The sequence below is a fragment of the Bacillus sp. AM1(2019) genome, assembly GCF_009906915.1.
Lineage (GTDB): Bacteria > Bacillota > Bacilli > Bacillales > Bacillaceae > Bacillus > Bacillus velezensis.
This window is the reverse complement of the sequence record NZ_CP047644.1, coordinates 2,742,256-2,758,037: the sequence shown is the minus strand read 5'-3', so window position 1 is coordinate 2,758,037 and position 15,782 is coordinate 2,742,256. Positions and strand designations below refer to the sequence as shown.

The following is a 15,782-nucleotide window of genomic DNA, read 5'->3' as shown; positions in this document are numbered from 1 at the left end:
CGAAATATGTTAAAAGTGAATAAAACGGTGTAATATCAAGATGAAAAAAATCACTTCATATCAGACAAAAAGCAGGAACTGCCTCGTTTTGAAATTGGGAGGTGTTTGTATTAGCCCGCTGTTGAGTCCCGCGTATATCATTCTCATTTTTCTTCCGGCAGCTTCTTTTCTGTTAGGGATATTAGGGTACTTCATCTTTAAAAAAGTATGGATGATGGTTGTTATTGTATTCATTTTGTCCTTGATATTCATGTTTATTGTAATAGGTGCCGAGCCGACATTTTTCATTTGGGTAGCTATGATGACGGGGAGCTGTTTTATCTCCGGTTCAATCACTAAGACGATATGGACTTTTGCAAAGCGAAAATATTAGACAGAAGAATCCTGTTTGAACAGCTATCCTTTTTTGTCGATTGAAGAAAAAGAAGTATAGAGTTATCCGTTATGTTCTTATATTTTGTCTGTTGTTGTCAGATCGGGCTTTCTGTTAAAAATGTCTGTCTATCGTTTTGTTCTTTTTTAACTAAGCGGAGCACTATAATTGAACTGTAGATACATAGAAAAACAAAAAAGGATAAGGAGGATTTTTATGTTTCAAACCTTAGACCATTTTTTGAAATCTTGGGAGTTCGAAGCCGATGCGACACAGAAACTGCTGAATCATCTGACTGATGAATCACTTAAACAAGAAATCACTTCACAACATTGGACTTTAGGCCGTATTGCATGGCATACTGTCGCGGCCATTCACATCATTACCTCGAACACAGATTTAACGTTCCACGCTCCGGCTGAAGATTATCCTGTTCCTGCATCGGCGCGGTTTATTGCTGAGAGTTATCATCAAGCCAGTAATGCATTTGTACAGGCGTTAAAAACGCAATGGACTGACGATACACTTCAAGAATGTGTCAACTTTATTGGTCAGCAATTGCCAAATGGTTCACTTTTGATGTTTTTAATTCAACATCAAAACCATCATCGAGGACAAATGACTGTCCTTATGAGACAAGCAGGTTTACCTGTTCCGGGTATTTACGGTCCGGCAAAAGAGGAATGGATTAAATTCGGTTTGGAAGCTCCGATATAGGATATTGTTGTAAGGGCTCGAATGAATAGATGATACCAATCGATGTTGGTATCTTTTTTGTTTTTGAGTTATTAAACCGGTATCCATGACATGCAGACGAATCAACAGTTCAAAAGATGTAAGTTAAGGTCAATAAATGCAGAAAGGTGATTATGATGATAACTAAAATGACGCGATTCAATATGAAAGACTTCAATAAACCAAACGAACCTTTCGTTGTTTCAGGGAGAATCATCCCTTCATTTGAGGACAATGTTTGGACATATACAGAGGAGAAATTTGCTGAACCTTATGTCAAAAAATATGACGATGAAGACATTGATGTCAGTTATATTGAAGCAGAGGATAAAGCTGTCTTTTTTTATTACGCAGAGAACGACTGTGTCGGCCGGAGTAAGCTTCGTTCTAATTGGAATGGATACGCACTGATTGAAGACATTGCCGTTGCAAAAGATTATAGAAAAAATGGTGTCGGGACGGCTTTATTACATAAAGCGGTTGAGTGGGCAAAGGAGAATCATTTATGCGGTCTTATGCTTGAAACACAAGATATTAATGTTTCAGCTTGTCATTTTTATGCCAAAAATAACTTTGTCATAGGAGCTGTCGATACAATGCTTTATTCCAATTTTTCAACAGCAAATGAAATTGCGGTTTTTTGGTACTGTAAATTTTAAATATAACAGTATTTGATGTTTCGTCAGTTAGCGGGTGTGTGTCGCAAAGTATTCAAAACATCGGCTTGAAGATTTATAATAAGGTATATCAATCAATGCAGGGGGAGTTATGTATGAAGTGTGAAAAAATGAACAGGGTCCAATTAAAAGAGGGAAGCGTATCAACGGCCCTATAAACTGCGTCTGCCCTCATTAATGGAGGGAAAGTTGTGAATACGTCTTATTCACAGTCAGCTTTACGGCACAACCAAGTGTTCATTTGGCTTTGTGTTCTGTCATTTTTCAGCGTATTAAATGAAATGGTTTTGAACGTCTCATTACCTGATATCGCCAACGATTTTCATAAACTGCCGGCGAGTGCAAACTGGGTGAACACGGCCTTTATGTTAACCTTTTCCATCGGAACTGCTCTGTATGGGAAGTTATCAGATCAGCTGGGCATCAAAAAGATGCTTCTATTTGGAATTATGGTAAATGGCTTCGGATCGATCATTGGATTTGTCGGACACTCTTTCTTTCCTGTACTTATTCTGGCCCGATTTATTCAAGGGGCTGGTGCAGCCGCATTCCCGGCTCTTGTGATGGTTGCAGCAGTACGCTATATTCCGAAAGAAAACAGAGGTAAAGCATTTGGTCTGATCGGGTCGCTGGTGGCAATGGGGGAAGGCGCCGGACCAGCTATTGGCGGAATGATCGCTCATTATATTCACTGGTCATATTTGCTGCTTATTCCGACAGCAACAGTTATCACCGTTCCATTCCTGATGAAATTGCTGGAAAAGGAAGAAAGAATCAGCGGGCGCTTTGATATGACGGGGATTATATTAATGTCTGCAGGTATCGTATTTTTTCTGCTGTTTACAACGTCATATAGACTATCTTTTCTGATCATCAGTATTCTGGCTTTCCTGATATTTGTGAAACATATTAGGAAAACTCAAAATCCCTTTGTTGACCCTGCACTGGGGAAAAATGTCTTGTTTATGATGGGCGCCCTTTGCGGAGGCCTGATATTCGGCACTGCTGCAGGATTTGTGTCTATCGTTCCTTATATGATGAAAGATGTTCACCATTTAAGTACTGCGGCAATTGGAAGCGGGATTATGTTTCCCGGAACGATGAGCGTCATCATCTTCGGTTACATTGGAGGATGGCTTGTTGATCGGAAAGGTTCTTTATATGTGCTGACCATTGGGATTGCATTGATGTCTTCCAGCTTTTTAATCGCTGCCTTTTTTATAGATGCGACACCATGGCTCATGACCGTTATCATCGTTTTTGTTTTTGGGGGGCTCTCCTTCACAAAAACGGTTATATCTACAATTGTGTCTGGCAGTTTGAAACAAAAGGAAGCAGGCGCCGGAATGAGTCTGCTTAATTTTACAAGCTTTTTATCAGAGGGAACGGGTATTTCGATTGCAGGCGGTTTATTATCGGTCCGCTTGCTGAATCAAAGGCTGCTGCCTGTTAACGCTGATCATTCCGCTTATTTGTACAGTAATATGCTCATTCTTTTTGCAGGAATCGTTGTTATGAGCTGGCTGGTAACCATGAATGTCTATAAACGTTCGCAAAGAAATGACTAAAAAGGGAAAAGGATCAAACTTGATAAAAGTTTTGATCCTTTTTTTGAGGAGCTTCCTTATTCCGAAACCTTTTGTCGATCAATGAAAGGGGAGTTAAAGTGAATTACATTTATAAGAAAAAGGAAAAGAAAAATGGAAATGGTATCATTTCAATCAGAGATAAATGGGAGAATGCACTTATTGAGTTTGAACAAAATAATAATCAAATTAAGATCGTGATCAATTATCGTAACGAGAAAACAACCAAGTTTTCACTGCCAATCGAGACTTTTGAGAAAGTGTATGAGGATATTAAAATAGGCCGGAGAGAAAGTTAATCATTCTGTTTGAAAATGACCATGATGTTCGTAAGCAGTATGGTTTTAACACGCATCTGGATTCCCCTGGCAAAGTAAAGGTTTTTGGGGATTTATATTAAAATAATAGTAAGAACCTTGTGCAGCGGACAGGGAGTTTCGTTGCTTTATAAGGAGAGGGAACTATGAAAAAAAATATTCACATACTGGGAGCCTCCGGAGTCGGAACTTCAACATTGGGTGTTGCATTATCAAAGCATTTGCCTCATACGCATCTTGATACTGATGATTACTATTGGACAGATAAATTCACTAAGAAAAGAGAAATTCCTGAAAGAAGAAAGTTGCTTGAAAAAGACTTGACAATAAATGAGAAATGGATTCTTTCTGGCGCAGTGTGCGGCTGGGGCGATGATCTAAAAAGTTATTTTGACCTTGTCATCTTCTTATGGATTCCGCAGGATATACGGCTTGAGAGATTAAGGCATAGGGAATTTCACCGTTATGGAAACGAAGTGTTAGACGGCGGCAGTAAATATGAACAATCAAAAACATTTTTAGAGTGGGCTTCTTTATATGATAATGCCGGAATGGAAGTTAGAAGCAAAGCTTTACACGAACATTGGATGGCAGATTTATCTTGTCCATTGTTAAAAATTGAAGGAGATTACTCAGTCAATGAAAGAGTTGATCGTGTCTTGGATTATCTGAATTCTAATTAAACTAACGATGGAGATAACTGCAAAATCCAAAAGTCAAAGACGGTTCCGGCCATTTTAACGGAGCTGTTTTTTTTATACCGCTTTCAGTTTCTTTGTTGTGAAGTGATTTATTTTCGGCAGCATCCTACAATAGAGAAGTGATTTGTTCCTCGTTAAGTTCTCCGTTGGAGTATTTCTCTAAAATTCGTTTAAATCGTTCATCACCTAATTAATTATTTCTTTGTTTATTTTTATTCTCCATTTCATTTTCAGACCGAATTAAAGCCCCCTCATAACGAGAAGGGCTTTCCGCCTTTTAATACTTTCTCCTCAAAAAGAAGGGGAAGGCTTTATCCGTTTATCCCTCGTATCGTTTATTAATTAACTCTGTAAACATGGGACATTTACAATAATAGAAGTATACTTATGTTTGTGAAAATAATTATTGACATAAATATATTTTTAGAATTTTTTCGATCCAAACAATTATCTTTAAAAAGTTACCGGCAACTTTCTGCCGCATATCGCAGTGTTCGATTGTTTAGTCCTTCTTTTTCATAATCTTTACAAATCTGAAAAAGTCATCATCATCCGGCAGGGGCTTGTCATCTTCGCGTCCATTGCGATGCATATGCGGATCAGAGTGATGTTCATTGTAGAACTCTACGATATGGAATCCGCACTTATTCACATAGAAGTTGATATTTCGCTTTTCAAAATAAGGTGTCACGGTTTCCCAAAGCACAGTATCCGGATACTGTGCTTCAATGGCTTTCCAAGCAGAAAGACCAATCCCCTGGCTGTGATATTCTGGAGATACATAGAATAAATCTAGCGAATTATGATGTGTTTCGCTGTTGATACGTACTACTGCACCACCGACCTTCTTACCATCCCGAAGAATATGATATACGACTGCTCCGGGAGCGTCGAAAGACTCCTGAACATCATTGTCCGATGGAATCGGTCCATCTTCGCAATCACCGAACGTTTCAATCACGGCGATCGCAAAGGCTTCTTGTAATTTTTTTTGGAATTCTGGCAGATCAGATTCCTTTGCTGGTTCCAGAATAACTTTTGGTTCCTTTTTTGTTTTCATGATTGCTCACTCCTTCATTTGCTGAAATATCGAATTCAGTCGTTCGGTAAAATATTCTAGCTGTTCTGCCGCTTTTTCTTCCGCGGTAAATTTGGCGTTAAAATACTTCAAAAGCTTTCTCCTGTCTTTTTGTATGATGTCTTTTTCTTTGTTTCCTTAGAAAACAAGCTGCATGTAACCCTTATTTACTATTGTTCACTGCCGTATTAAGTGTGGTACGCGGGATTTGCCATCATTCTCAAACTTTTCCTGCGAAAAGTTGCAAAAATAGTCGAATGTGGCGCCTTTGACTATGAACATGCGTAAAAGATTCAATTTAGATTCGGTCATGAGCAATGCACATTGAGTAAACTCTGGTGAATTTATTAGCCCAAAGAAGCCTAAATGATATAAAAATAACTAGTATATATATCAAATCTGTCCGTTTAATGCCCGCTTCTCAACAACTAATTTGAAGTCATGCAATCTGTGCAAGGGGGTTATTTCTGAATAGATTTTTCCGAATGCAGCGGAGTCGCTTTGGGACTCCCGTTTACTTTGCCGTACGTCAGCTTGCGCCATATCAATTCCATCGGACCGTACTTAAATCGTTTCAACCACAATGTACTAAAGCTCATAAGCACGAAGTACACGGCCAGACTGAACATGAACGTGCCGGCGGATTGAATATGATCCGCAAGCCCGAATCCGTACCGGAGGAACAGAACTGTTCCAATGATAGAGTGAAGCAGATAACAGGTCAATGACATCCGTCCGACTTTGGTGAATATCATCATAGGGCCTCGCAGCTGAGGAACGTACAGAAACAGCATTGCAAAAGTGCTCATATAAAACATACTTCCGGTTAAGCCGCCATTTTGACCCAAGACAGAGGAAATGTCCTTCCACAGCATATTCTCAGAAAGATTAAACATGTCTAGTAATATACTGCTTTGTGTTATTAGAAAAGCGATTGTGCTAATGATCCAGATACGCTTCCATATGAACTTTTTCGCTTCCATGTCTTTGAAAAATTCCATCTTAACAAAGTACACGCCCAGCAGAAACATGAGAAACATGGAATAGATCATAGAGAAAGAGCCAGCCGCCATCGTGACCATATCTGTCCACCGAGTGCTGATGGATTCCATGTAAGTAAGGGTTGTGTGGCTAAACAAAGTAAACTCTGAAAAATTCGGGTTTTTTGACCCTGCAGTATTGATGACATTGTACAACATTGTGAAAACAGGGGTCAGGAATTGAAACACGATAAGTGCGATAATCCATCTAAGCACCGTTTTGGCCGTGCGTTTATAGAAGGCGAGTAACAGGAAGCCGCTTACGGCGTAAAAGGTCAATATGTCACCGACCCAAACAAATGTGATGTGCAAAATGCCAAATCCCAACAGGATAGATAACCTACGGGCAAACAGCTTGTTGGGACTATCTACCTTCTGCGCGGCTCGATCCATAAAGATCATAAACCCAACTCCGAACAAGAAGGAGAATAATGTAACGAATTTCCCTTCGGCAAACCAGGAAACCAGATTGTGCAGTACGTCATCGGAGGCCATTTCGAATCCCTTTACTGAATCTACGATCAGGAAATAGTTGACAATAATAATGCCAAGCAAGGCAAATCCACGTACGATGTCCAGAAAATGAACCCGTTCCCGCAGACTTACCGGTTGCCCGCGTCCTTCGTTTTGTACAATCATATCAATACTCCTTTTCCATTTATCATTGCAATGTGCAGTGCGGATCTGAAAAACTTGAGCCTTACAATGGATAAATATAAAGACAGAATCTTAACAATTTATGAAGGTTCATCATTTTTTTAGAAAATGTGACAAATTTGTGGCGAACATCAGCTTTCATAAACTGTTAAGATTTACGTAGTATCTTATAACGTACGTGTTACTTATGAATGATATATAGTAAGGTCACACGAGAAATAACATCAAGAATCATGAGGTGAAAGAGGCATGACCCATCGAATATTAGTCGTAGAGGATGATCATGATATTGGTGATCTTTTGGAGGAATCCCTTACGCGTGCAGGATACGAGGTGCTAAGAGCCAAGGATGGGCAGCGAGCATTGCAACTTGTGAATGATTCGCTCGATTTGGTTATTTTGGATATTATGATGCCAGGCATTTCGGGAATCGAAACCTGTCAGCACATCAGGAAAACCTCTAACGTTCCAATTCTGTTTCTGACGGCCAGATCGAGTACACTCGATAAAACTGAGGGATTACTCGCCGGCGGCGATGATTATATGACTAAACCCTTCTCGGAAGAGGAACTTCACGCCAGAGTGATTGCTCAATTACGCAGATATACAATCTATCAGGAAAAGAAGGAACAGGAAGAAACATTTCTTATCGGGGGCAAACTGAGAGTGAGCGAAGAATTTAATGAGGTTTGGAAAGAGGAGCAGCAAATCAAGCTGTCAGATCTGGAATATCGTATCCTGAAACTGCTGATGAGCAAACGCAACAAAATATTTTCTGCTCAAAATATATATGAGAGTGTGTGGGGACAGCCTTACTTTTACTGTTCCAACAATACGGTGATGGTGCATATTCGGAAGCTGCGCTCCAAAATTGAGGATGATCCGGCACGTCCGGTTTATATAAAAACTGAATGGGGAAGAGGATATCGATTTGGCGCATCGTAAATTTACGCTAACCAAAAAACTGGCTTTGCTGATCATGGTTGCTGCGATTGTGAGCGGTGTGATCTTTCTGACGTTGCAAAAGATCACAGATGATCTGATCGAGGGATACCTGAGTTCGGATGAGTATTACCACAAGGAGTCAGCGAGATACATTCAAAAATTCAGTCAGTACGTTTCAGAAAATGAGTTGTCTACATCGGATAGAAAAGCGTTTGGCGAGTGGGTCAAAAAAGAAAATTATATTAACCTCACCATATTCAAGGATCAGGAGCTGCAATATGATTCCGTTTATTCTGAATCGGATTATGGAAAGGAAAAGCTGACTCAGTATGCTCAAAATCATTCACATCCGGTCAAGTTCAGCGATGGTGAAGGACGAGTCATTATCGACGGTTTCTACTCTTCCCGATATTATGATCTGGCCTTTACTTTGGATTTGCTCGGTGCAACCCTCATCTTTTTAATCATTGTTCTCTTGGGCATTCGCCAAAGTCTTCGCTACCTTAAAACGCTTCACCAAGAGATTCATATTCTTGAAGGGGGCCAGCTGGACTACGAGATGACGATAAAAGGGCATGATGAATTAGCGATGATTGCAAAGAGCATTGAGGATCTGCGGAAAGCTTTCCTGGATAAACTTAAAGCTATCGAGGAATTGCAAGCTGAGAGCCGCAGCCTGGTTACCGAAATGTCGCACGATATGCGCACACCGCTGACGTCGCTGATCATGAATCTGGAGTTTGCCAAAAAAGAGGGAGGCGAAGCGGGTTCCAGCAAAGATCGGTATGTAGCCAATGCTTATGGTAAAGCACTGCAATTAAAAAGCTTGTCTGACAATCTGTTTGCGTATTTCCTGCTGGACAAGGAATATGAGGCCGATCTGGAGACCGTTGCAGTGAAAGAAGTGATCTACGATCTAATATCAGATCAGATTGCTATCCTTCATCAGGAGCATTTCCGGGTCCATATTTCAGGCGAGCTGCCGGAAACCTATATTAACGTGAATTTGGAGGAGCTTGGGCGTGTATTTGATAATGTGTTGTCAAACTTATTTAAATACGCAGATCCGGAAGAAGAAATCAGCATCACGTTTATATCGGATCAAGAAATATTTGAGATTCATGTTAGCAATACGATTAAACTTGCGGATGTAACACCGGACAGCAACGGACTCGGTGAAAGAAGCATTGCGCGAATGATGTCCCGCATGCAGGGGCAGTTTCACAGTATACAAAAGAATTCCAAGTACTGCATCGTGCTGCGATTTTGGAACAGAAAGATGTAGGCTGCGAATCAAAACGACGAAAATATTGTAATAGGAGACAACAAGATGAGATTTTCCAACAATTTTAAAAAGGCGCCTTACCTGTTACAAGCGCTTCTCAATGTCTGTCTGTTCTTCCTGGCGATAGCCTTAAGCGGACTTCTGATCAGCGAGACATGGTACATCGTGCAATTCGTATACAAGTCACTGTTCAACAAAGTGGACAGCTATTATGAGATGCTTGGGGAACTGCTTATATTCTTCATGTACTTTGAGTTCATTGCTTTGATTATCAAATACTTCAAATCAGACTTTCATTTCCCGCTTCGCTACTTTATTTATATTGGCATCACGGCTGTCATTCGTTTGATTATCATCGATCATGATCAGGCGATCTCAACGTTCTGGTGGGCGATGGCCATTCTTGCAATGATTTGTGCATTCTTTATTGTCAATAGACGAAATTCTGTTGTTGAACATTAATAAATTAGTTCACTTTATACCGATACGCCACTAAAATGTCCCTAATTGTGAATGAGAGCTGGAACAGAATAAAAAAATTGATATCGGTACTTGTCCCAAGGACATGACATGAACTGTCTGGAAATGAGATTGCTTCTTTATTTTACAAGGAAGAGATTAAAATTCTTAATAAATAATGATTAGTCGAATTTCATTGACAGACAGTATGGATCAAGTAGCATCTTACCTTTTACTCACTTTGTTGATGCAGACAGTGCTTCAAATGTTGGTTTCAAAATGGCAGGGGATCAAGTTGGGGCTAAAGGAAGGGAAGAACCCTTCCTTTTTTACTTGGACAGACTGAAAACAGTGCCCTTTTTCTGGTCAAAATGAATATAAAATGATGTAAATGAGCGGAAGGTGTCCGTAAGTAATCATTGTAAAAGAAATAACTATGTCCTATACGAACTGTAAAATCTCCCGTTTTTGTTTATACATCCAAGCTTGGGTGAGAAATTCTTAAAATCGTAATTTGTCTTGAGAATTAGTAGCGGGTTTCTTTAATTGACGCATCCAAATAAAGTGTCGGATCAAATAAAAAGCAGTTATAAGGGCAAGCATTAATAAAACCCATATTGATGAGAAAGAAAGGATAATTAAAAAGCTGATAATAAGCATTAATGATAAACTCTTTGAAAACTTACCAGGTAGCAGTTTATATGCAGACAAAATACCGCAAATCGCATTACTAATAAAGAAAGCATTTGCTATGCCGACAATTTGTTCAACATTAATGAAGTTTATAAATAAAAGAATAAAAACGATTGTATGAATTAATGTTAATAAGCCTATGGCTCCAATTGGTATGTTTGTTTTGGAGCGGAAAGAAATCAAGGTTGTTTTTTTATTCTCTGAGGCTATTAGACGTGATACTCCGCCAGTAACCAATAAATATGTGCTCATACATAATATTGTTGTGATGAAAGCCATTGTCGGTGAAGCAAACGTTCCAAGCAATGGAATTAAAATAATCGTTAATGTGTGTGTGTGATGTAAATCAATCCATTGATAAGAAGCAGCTACAACAATACAAACCGTTGTGATGACCACTGAGCTTATTACTATTGCTTGGGGAATCGTTCTTTTTCTGTTTTTGACATCCAAACTATAATTACCTATAATTTCCCAACCAACTAGAGCCCAAAAAAGTAATAGAATACTATAACCAAAATCATCAAGATGAAATGGTGTTTTAATAAAAGCTTTATCCCTCATAAAGGGAATTGAACTAATTCCGCCACTTAACAATATTGCTGTGGCAATTGTGGAGAACATAAATGACACTTTTCCTACAGAAGAGATATTCAATAATAGAACGAATAAACAAATCATCATCAGAATGATTCCATATGTCTCTAGCGGCCAACCATTACTTTTGAACAAAGCCTTTAGATATTGACTGGCTGTCATGAGAACGGCAACTGGCCCCACACTGCCCGCAATAATAAAAAATACAGAAGTTAATTGTTTTATATGTTGTCCAAATGCAAGATCGACTGTATGCGCAACACCAGATTCATTCGGAAATAAAACACTCAATTTTCCAAACAATGAAGCAAATAGAAAACTAATGATCATCATCATAAACCATGCTAGTATGGCATAATCTCCAGTCTTACCATAAATGATTGGTGGAAGCAATATAATTCCCGATCCTAAAATAGGACCAACAATTAATCCGCTTAAAAGTACGGGGCCGAGTTTTCTTTCTCTCACTTTCCATTCCATCCTTTCCTAAACGTGTTTTACGATCATATTCCAATTGTAATTTGTTTCCTTTCATCGGTAAAATAGATATATATGAACTGTTCCATCGGAATTAGTGATGTTCAAAGGGGGGAGACATGATGGAAATACGGCACTTAAAAACATTTATAACAATTGTGGAAAAGGGAGGATTTACAAAGGCAGCTGAATATTTGGGTTATGCCCAATCGACCATAACTTCACATATTAAAGATATTGAGCAAGAAATAGGAAAACCGTTATTTAATCGTTTTGGGAAGAAAATGCTGTTAACTGAAGCGGGGGAACTTTTGTTTCCTTATGCAAACGAAATGATCAGGATATCTGAAAAAGTAAAACAAATACAATCCAACGATGAACCGATGGGGACTCTCGTTATTGGTGCTCCGGAATCTTTAACGGTTTACCGTTTACCTCCAATTATTCACGAATTCAAAAAGCTCTTTCCTAAAGTGAAAATAACATTGAAATCATCGACATGCTGGGAATTAAAAAACGATCTCCGAACTGGGAAGGTGGATTTAGCGTTTCTTTTGGAGTACGAACAAGAGGAAGCTGATTTATATATAGAAAAATTGATAACTGAACCAATGATCTTGATATTCCCTAAAAAGCATAGGCTGCAAAATACTCCATTTGATGATTTTTATTTTTCACCTGATGAAGTGATTTTATATACAGAACATGGGTGCAGCTACCGTACTTACTTTGAAGAGTATATGAAACACCAAGGACCGGTTTCGGAGAATACCTTTGAATTCTGGAGTGTAGAGGCAATTAAGCAGTGTGTGATGTGCGGATTAGGAATTTCGTTATTACCGTTGATCACTGTACAAAAAGAGTTGAAAGAAAACAAATTAAGTGGATTGATTTTGAATGAAACACGTATTTTAACGCAGATGGCTTATCATAAAAAAAGATGGCATTCCTTAGCGATGGCTGAATTTATAAATATCGTAAAAAAACATGCGGAATTATGGAAAAGAACTCAGACTTTATAGTCGATGCTCATTAAAGTTTTCGAGTCGGTGCAAAAAGAGGAGGGGATGAGACCCCTCCCTTAAAACCTTCAATTCCTCTAATTTCATTGTAAGATATATTACTTTTTTGAAATGGGGATCCAAATTTCACTTTTAAAAGATGGCGATGTTACATCTTTATGCTCGTTCCACAGGATTTCTGGGCCTTCAATTTGTTCATAATGTGACGATGGAAACCATTCGGAATAAATCCGCCCCCATACTTCCTGCAGTGCATCCGGAAATGATCCGGCTGCTTCGAATACAGCCCATGTTGAGGCAGGGACTTCAAGCTGTGATAGGTGATTTGGGCAATATTTCGTTGTGGCTGCGCCAATATAGTGATCAAGCTCTCCGTTTTCCTCTGTCCGGCCTTCAGAAAAGTTCGTGGATGCACTAATGAGTCCTACAGGCGCTACATTAGAAAGCTCTTTTAGTTGATTGATTGCTGCTTCATCTAAACTTTCCCACATCGATGCAATGTCAGGATTCACGCCTTTAAACAAAATAGGGACTCTTTTTTTAATGCCGACGATGCGAAATGCCTCTTTCTCTTCAATGCGATAGTTCATTTCATTTCCTCCTTTGATTGATAACTGGAAGGTCATTCGCGGATAAGCTTTAAGTGAATGGCCATTATGTTTAGCTTCTGATGGTCTTATGCCATGCAGATTTTGAAATGCTCGTGCAAAAGAATCTGGTGAGTGATAACCGTATTTTATCGCAAGATCAATCACCTTTACGCGGCTGTCTTTAAGTTCAAAAGCTGCAAGAGTAAGACGTCTGCGGCGAATATATTCCGATAATGAAATACCTGTAAGGAAGGAAAACATCCTTTTAAAATGATATTCAGAGCAGAAAGCAAGCCTTGCTGCTTCTTTGAAATCAATATCGTTCGTGAGGTTTTCTTCAATATACGTTAATGCGCTGTTCATCCTTTTAAGCGAATCCATTTATTTGACCTCCTTTAACAAAAGAATAACAGGAGCGAAATGTATCTACCCGACATTTCGTGCACAGTTTTGCAGGATAACTTATATGTAATAAATTAAGTTATTCACCTGTATTTGTACAGATAAAGAAAACACCTAATAACTGCTTGGGTTTCATAAGATGAAAGAAGTTATCATTGTTTTATCAATTACCTTTAACAAAACTTTCTCTATTGAAAAGAAAGAGGAAGTGATTCCTCTTTAAGGGAGATCACTTTTACTTATTCGACGAAAGCAGCAGTTTAGCGGACGAAGGAGAAAAATCAGTTGCCTTACTTGAATACTAAATAGGTGTAAAAAAAGCGGTTATTCATACGGATTGAAAAAGAAGAACACGCAGCAGATTCACTTGCTCTTGTTTGGGGCAAGTGTTGACAACCCTATACTGGTTTAATTAAAGAAGGAGTATAAAACCTGTATCAATGGTGTTACTAGATATCTGCGACACAGGTTTTATATGTAGGTAACTAATATTCTGATATATGTAACATTGCATTTTTTTATTATGCAATAGTTCACTCTATTTCTGCTTTCAATTTTTCGAACCACTCTAAATTAACCAAGTGATGTGAACGGGAATTTTCATTCATGCGGCGAAAGTAATTGATTGTGCCGGGAATTTCTTGAGTGATGGACAGGTATTCATCAAGAAGCTCGATTCGAGTTTTAGTCTGATCGATTTGTGATTGGATCAGATCCAGTAATTTATTTTTGTCGAATTCATCGGCAAAGAGTAACGCCCCATAAAATTGCAGGTTCACATATTCCGATTTGGTGCCGTATTTGATCATTAATTTTTCGAATTCTGCCTTTCCCGAATCTGTGACTTTAAAGTTACGGATTTCACGCCCGCTGGTTGAGGGTTTCTGCTGAATCTGTTCAATCAAACACTTTTCTTCAAGTTGCTGCAGATTGTAATAAAATGAACCTTTCGTGAAGTTAACAATGTATTTGTAATGACGTTTTTCCATTAAAGCCAGAAGTTCATAGCCGTGAGCTCCGGGGTTTTGGATGAGCAAGCCAAGGATAAGTAAGGGAATCATGGTTTCATCACCTTCGCCATCCGCGCCTCAAATTCCGCGTACGTGATTTTACCCGAAGCCAAATCCATACTATGAAGGTAAATCTGTTCTGTTTTAGAATAGTCACCATTCACTTTCAGTGATTGCTCCTCTCCCGAAATGGGTTTAAGGATATGGTGCTTTTTCGAAAAAGCCTCGAAATAGCGGTAACCGAATTTGCGTTGTGAAGCTGCGTCTAAATGAATGCCATCAGGATTCGCAGTCAAACCTGCCGCAGTAACAAAATAACAATTCTGTTGTTCATTAGCAAAACGCAGCAATTGTTCATTAACCTGTCGAAATTCAGTCGCGTGCTGTCCAAAACCGGTCTTCCCAAGAAAGTCACCAAGCCCTCCAATAATCAACGGTACCTCATCAAGTTTCAACTCGTTTCTTAGCGTCTCGATGATAAGAGTTAATTTCTCGTAATAAGTTTCATGCAGCGAACGATAACTGTCACTCTCACCTTGGTGCCAAAGGATTCCGCAAATTTGACTGGACTGGAGGGCGAAGCGGGCTTCGGACAAAGCATGCTGAAAAAGGATGCCTTCCGGATGCCAGTCATTCAATGAACTGCCGCCTTCCGCACACGGGATCAAGCCAATTTCTTCATCGGGATGAGCTTTCGACCATGCATCTGCAAAAGATGCCGCCAGGCCAACGCCGGAAACCGGACGGTCGTAATTAATCGGCTCTGTCATCATCTGCCACTGTCCATTGCGCAGCATTTTTATTTTTTCATTATAGATAGGGTCTGCTTCATTCAAAAATCCACGGCCCGCCATATTCGACTGCCCCAACATTAAAAAAGACTTTATCATCTAATTTTTCACTTCTTTACATCAATATTTTAGTCTAATTAGACTATAGTCAATTCAGCTTGTCTTGTAAAGTTTCAACTAGGTTTTATTTTTATTATTAGTATGTATGAAGAACAAACTAACATTGAACATTTGGTGGATGTATTTGAGAAATAGCAAGTTCTTTTGCTTTAGGTCTTGATAAACAATGAAAAAACAACAAAAACCCTGTTATGTAAGGATTCCTACGAGGTTCAAAATCATTTTTC

The 15,782-nt window shown here is 39.0% G+C and carries 17 protein-coding genes and 1 pseudogene; 11 read left to right on the top strand and 7 right to left on the bottom strand.

Annotated elements, in window-relative coordinates; all coding sequences use genetic code 11:
- Positions 1-40: 40 nt before the first annotated feature.
- The 7 genes from GNE05_RS13570 to GNE05_RS13540 all read left to right on the top strand — a co-directional run bounded on the left by GNE05_RS13570 (position 41) and on the right by GNE05_RS13540 (position 4,371).
- Positions 41-373 (top strand): DUF2651 family protein, encoded by a 333-nt coding sequence (locus GNE05_RS13570; RefSeq protein WP_014418446.1) that lies wholly within the window; start codon positions 41-43, stop codon positions 371-373.
- 216 nt (positions 374-589) lie between these two features.
- The gene (locus GNE05_RS13565) at positions 590-1,090 is read left to right on the top strand and encodes a DinB family protein (RefSeq protein ID WP_160182887.1); all 501 of its coding nucleotides are present in this window, start codon (positions 590-592) and stop codon (positions 1,088-1,090) included.
- A gap of 155 nt (positions 1,091-1,245) precedes the next feature.
- Positions 1,246-1,767, top strand: coding sequence for a streptothricin N-acetyltransferase SatA (gene satA / locus GNE05_RS13560; RefSeq protein ID WP_094296053.1), 522 nt, complete (start codon positions 1,246-1,248; stop codon positions 1,765-1,767).
- A gap of 113 nt (positions 1,768-1,880) precedes the next feature.
- Entirely contained in the window at positions 1,881-1,943 is a 63-nt protein-coding gene (locus tag GNE05_RS21535) for a tetracycline resistance efflux system leader peptide (RefSeq protein WP_366208037.1), read from the top strand.
- Positions 1,944-1,976: 33 nt separating this feature from the next.
- Positions 1,977-3,353 carry a Tet(L)/Tet(K)/Tet(45) family tetracycline efflux MFS transporter gene (gene tet, locus GNE05_RS13550; protein ID WP_160182886.1) on the top strand — a complete coding sequence of 459 codons (1,377 nt, stop codon included), beginning with the start codon at positions 1,977-1,979 and terminating at the stop codon, positions 3,351-3,353.
- Positions 3,354-3,451: 98 nt separating this feature from the next.
- Positions 3,452-3,670: a hypothetical protein gene (locus tag GNE05_RS13545; RefSeq protein ID WP_029973392.1), complete on the top strand. Its 219-nt coding sequence runs from the start codon at positions 3,452-3,454 to the stop codon at positions 3,668-3,670.
- A gap of 164 nt (positions 3,671-3,834) precedes the next feature.
- Entirely contained in the window at positions 3,835-4,371 is a 537-nt protein-coding gene (locus tag GNE05_RS13540) for an ATP-binding protein (protein ID WP_029973393.1), read from the top strand.
- A gap of 520 nt (positions 4,372-4,891) precedes the next feature.
- On the opposite strand, the gene GNE05_RS13535 is transcribed toward GNE05_RS13540, so the two are convergent.
- The 3 genes and pseudogenes from GNE05_RS13535 to GNE05_RS13525 form a co-directional block, all read right to left on the bottom strand.
- Positions 4,892-5,449 carry a GNAT family N-acetyltransferase gene (locus GNE05_RS13535; RefSeq protein ID WP_110124270.1) on the bottom strand — a complete coding sequence of 186 codons (558 nt, stop codon included), beginning with the start codon at positions 5,447-5,449 and terminating at the stop codon, positions 4,892-4,894.
- A gap of 316 nt (positions 5,450-5,765) precedes the next feature.
- Positions 5,766-6,010 (bottom strand): annotated as a pseudogene (locus GNE05_RS13530) (hypothetical protein).
- On the bottom strand, positions 5,929-7,146 hold the full coding sequence (locus tag GNE05_RS13525; protein WP_017418195.1) for a DUF418 domain-containing protein: 1,218 nt from the start codon (positions 7,144-7,146) through the stop codon (positions 5,929-5,931). The pseudogene GNE05_RS13530 and the gene GNE05_RS13525 overlap by 82 nt, the downstream one beginning before the upstream one ends.
- A 267-nt stretch (positions 7,147-7,413) precedes the next feature.
- On the opposite strand from GNE05_RS13525, the gene yrkP reads away from it, so the two are divergent.
- Genes yrkP through psiE form a run of 3 tightly spaced genes read left to right on the top strand, consistent with a single transcriptional unit; the run spans position 7,414 to position 9,856 of the window.
- Positions 7,414-8,109, top strand: a complete 696-nt coding sequence (gene yrkP / locus GNE05_RS13520; RefSeq protein ID WP_022552925.1) for a two-component response regulator YrkP — start codon at positions 7,414-7,416, stop codon at positions 8,107-8,109.
- Positions 8,096-9,394 carry a two-component system sensor histidine kinase YrkQ gene (gene yrkQ, locus GNE05_RS13515; protein ID WP_021494348.1) on the top strand — a complete coding sequence of 433 codons (1,299 nt, stop codon included), beginning with the start codon at positions 8,096-8,098 and terminating at the stop codon, positions 9,392-9,394. The genes yrkP and yrkQ overlap by 14 nt, the downstream gene beginning before the upstream one ends.
- 45 nt (positions 9,395-9,439) lie before the next feature.
- The gene (gene psiE / locus GNE05_RS13510) at positions 9,440-9,856 is read left to right on the top strand and encodes a phosphate-starvation-inducible protein PsiE (RefSeq protein WP_012118039.1); all 417 of its coding nucleotides are present in this window, start codon (positions 9,440-9,442) and stop codon (positions 9,854-9,856) included.
- Positions 9,857-10,354: 498 nt separating this feature from the next.
- Here the strand turns inward: psiE and GNE05_RS13505 are convergent, their stop codons facing one another.
- Positions 10,355-11,611 carry an APC family permease gene (locus GNE05_RS13505; RefSeq protein WP_022552926.1) on the bottom strand — a complete coding sequence of 419 codons (1,257 nt, stop codon included), beginning with the start codon at positions 11,609-11,611 and terminating at the stop codon, positions 10,355-10,357.
- A 131-nt stretch (positions 11,612-11,742) separates the two neighbouring features.
- Here GNE05_RS13505 and GNE05_RS13500 point away from each other — a divergent pair, with 131 nt between their 5' ends.
- The gene (locus GNE05_RS13500; protein ID WP_021494346.1) at positions 11,743-12,642 is read left to right on the top strand and encodes a LysR family transcriptional regulator; all 900 of its coding nucleotides are present in this window, start codon (positions 11,743-11,745) and stop codon (positions 12,640-12,642) included.
- A gap of 98 nt (positions 12,643-12,740) precedes the next feature.
- Here GNE05_RS13500 and GNE05_RS13495 read toward each other — a convergent pair whose 3' ends face one another.
- The 3 genes from GNE05_RS13495 to GNE05_RS13485 all read right to left on the bottom strand — a co-directional run bounded on the left by GNE05_RS13495 (position 12,741) and on the right by GNE05_RS13485 (position 15,534).
- Complete coding sequence (locus GNE05_RS13495) at positions 12,741-13,613, bottom strand: AraC family transcriptional regulator (RefSeq protein ID WP_022552928.1); 873 nt, start codon at positions 13,611-13,613, stop codon at positions 12,741-12,743.
- Positions 13,614-14,167: 554 nt separating this feature from the next.
- Positions 14,168-14,695: a PadR family transcriptional regulator gene (locus GNE05_RS13490; protein WP_095061035.1), complete on the bottom strand. Its 528-nt coding sequence runs from the start codon at positions 14,693-14,695 to the stop codon at positions 14,168-14,170.
- Positions 14,692-15,534, bottom strand: a complete 843-nt coding sequence (locus GNE05_RS13485) for a sialate O-acetylesterase (protein ID WP_160182885.1) — start codon at positions 15,532-15,534, stop codon at positions 14,692-14,694. The genes GNE05_RS13490 and GNE05_RS13485 overlap by 4 nt, the downstream gene beginning before the upstream one ends.
- Positions 15,535-15,782 lie beyond the last annotated feature (248 nt).

Coding starts and splice junctions, on each gene's coding strand:
- yrkP (WP_022552925.1), top strand. CDS start 7,414: ATGACCCATCGAATATTAGTCGTAGAGGATGATCATGATATTGGTGAT.
- GNE05_RS13570 (WP_014418446.1), top strand. CDS start 41: ATGAAAAAAATCACTTCATATCAGACAAAAAGCAGGAACTGCCTCGTT.
- GNE05_RS13490 (WP_095061035.1), bottom strand. CDS start 14,695: ATGATTCCCTTACTTATCCTTGGCTTGCTCATCCAAAACCCCGGAGCT.
- GNE05_RS13565 (WP_160182887.1), top strand. CDS start 590: ATGTTTCAAACCTTAGACCATTTTTTGAAATCTTGGGAGTTCGAAGCC.
- psiE (WP_012118039.1), top strand. CDS start 9,440: ATGAGATTTTCCAACAATTTTAAAAAGGCGCCTTACCTGTTACAAGCG.
- GNE05_RS13495 (WP_022552928.1), bottom strand. CDS start 13,613: ATGGATTCGCTTAAAAGGATGAACAGCGCATTAACGTATATTGAAGAA.
- GNE05_RS13500 (WP_021494346.1), top strand. CDS start 11,743: ATGGAAATACGGCACTTAAAAACATTTATAACAATTGTGGAAAAGGGA.
- GNE05_RS13525 (WP_017418195.1), bottom strand. CDS start 7,146: ATGATTGTACAAAACGAAGGACGCGGGCAACCGGTAAGTCTGCGGGAA.
- GNE05_RS13540 (WP_029973393.1), top strand. CDS start 3,835: ATGAAAAAAAATATTCACATACTGGGAGCCTCCGGAGTCGGAACTTCA.
- GNE05_RS13485 (WP_160182885.1), bottom strand. CDS start 15,534: ATGATAAAGTCTTTTTTAATGTTGGGGCAGTCGAATATGGCGGGCCGT.
- satA (WP_094296053.1), top strand. CDS start 1,246: ATGATAACTAAAATGACGCGATTCAATATGAAAGACTTCAATAAACCA.
- GNE05_RS13535 (WP_110124270.1), bottom strand. CDS start 5,449: ATGAAAACAAAAAAGGAACCAAAAGTTATTCTGGAACCAGCAAAGGAA.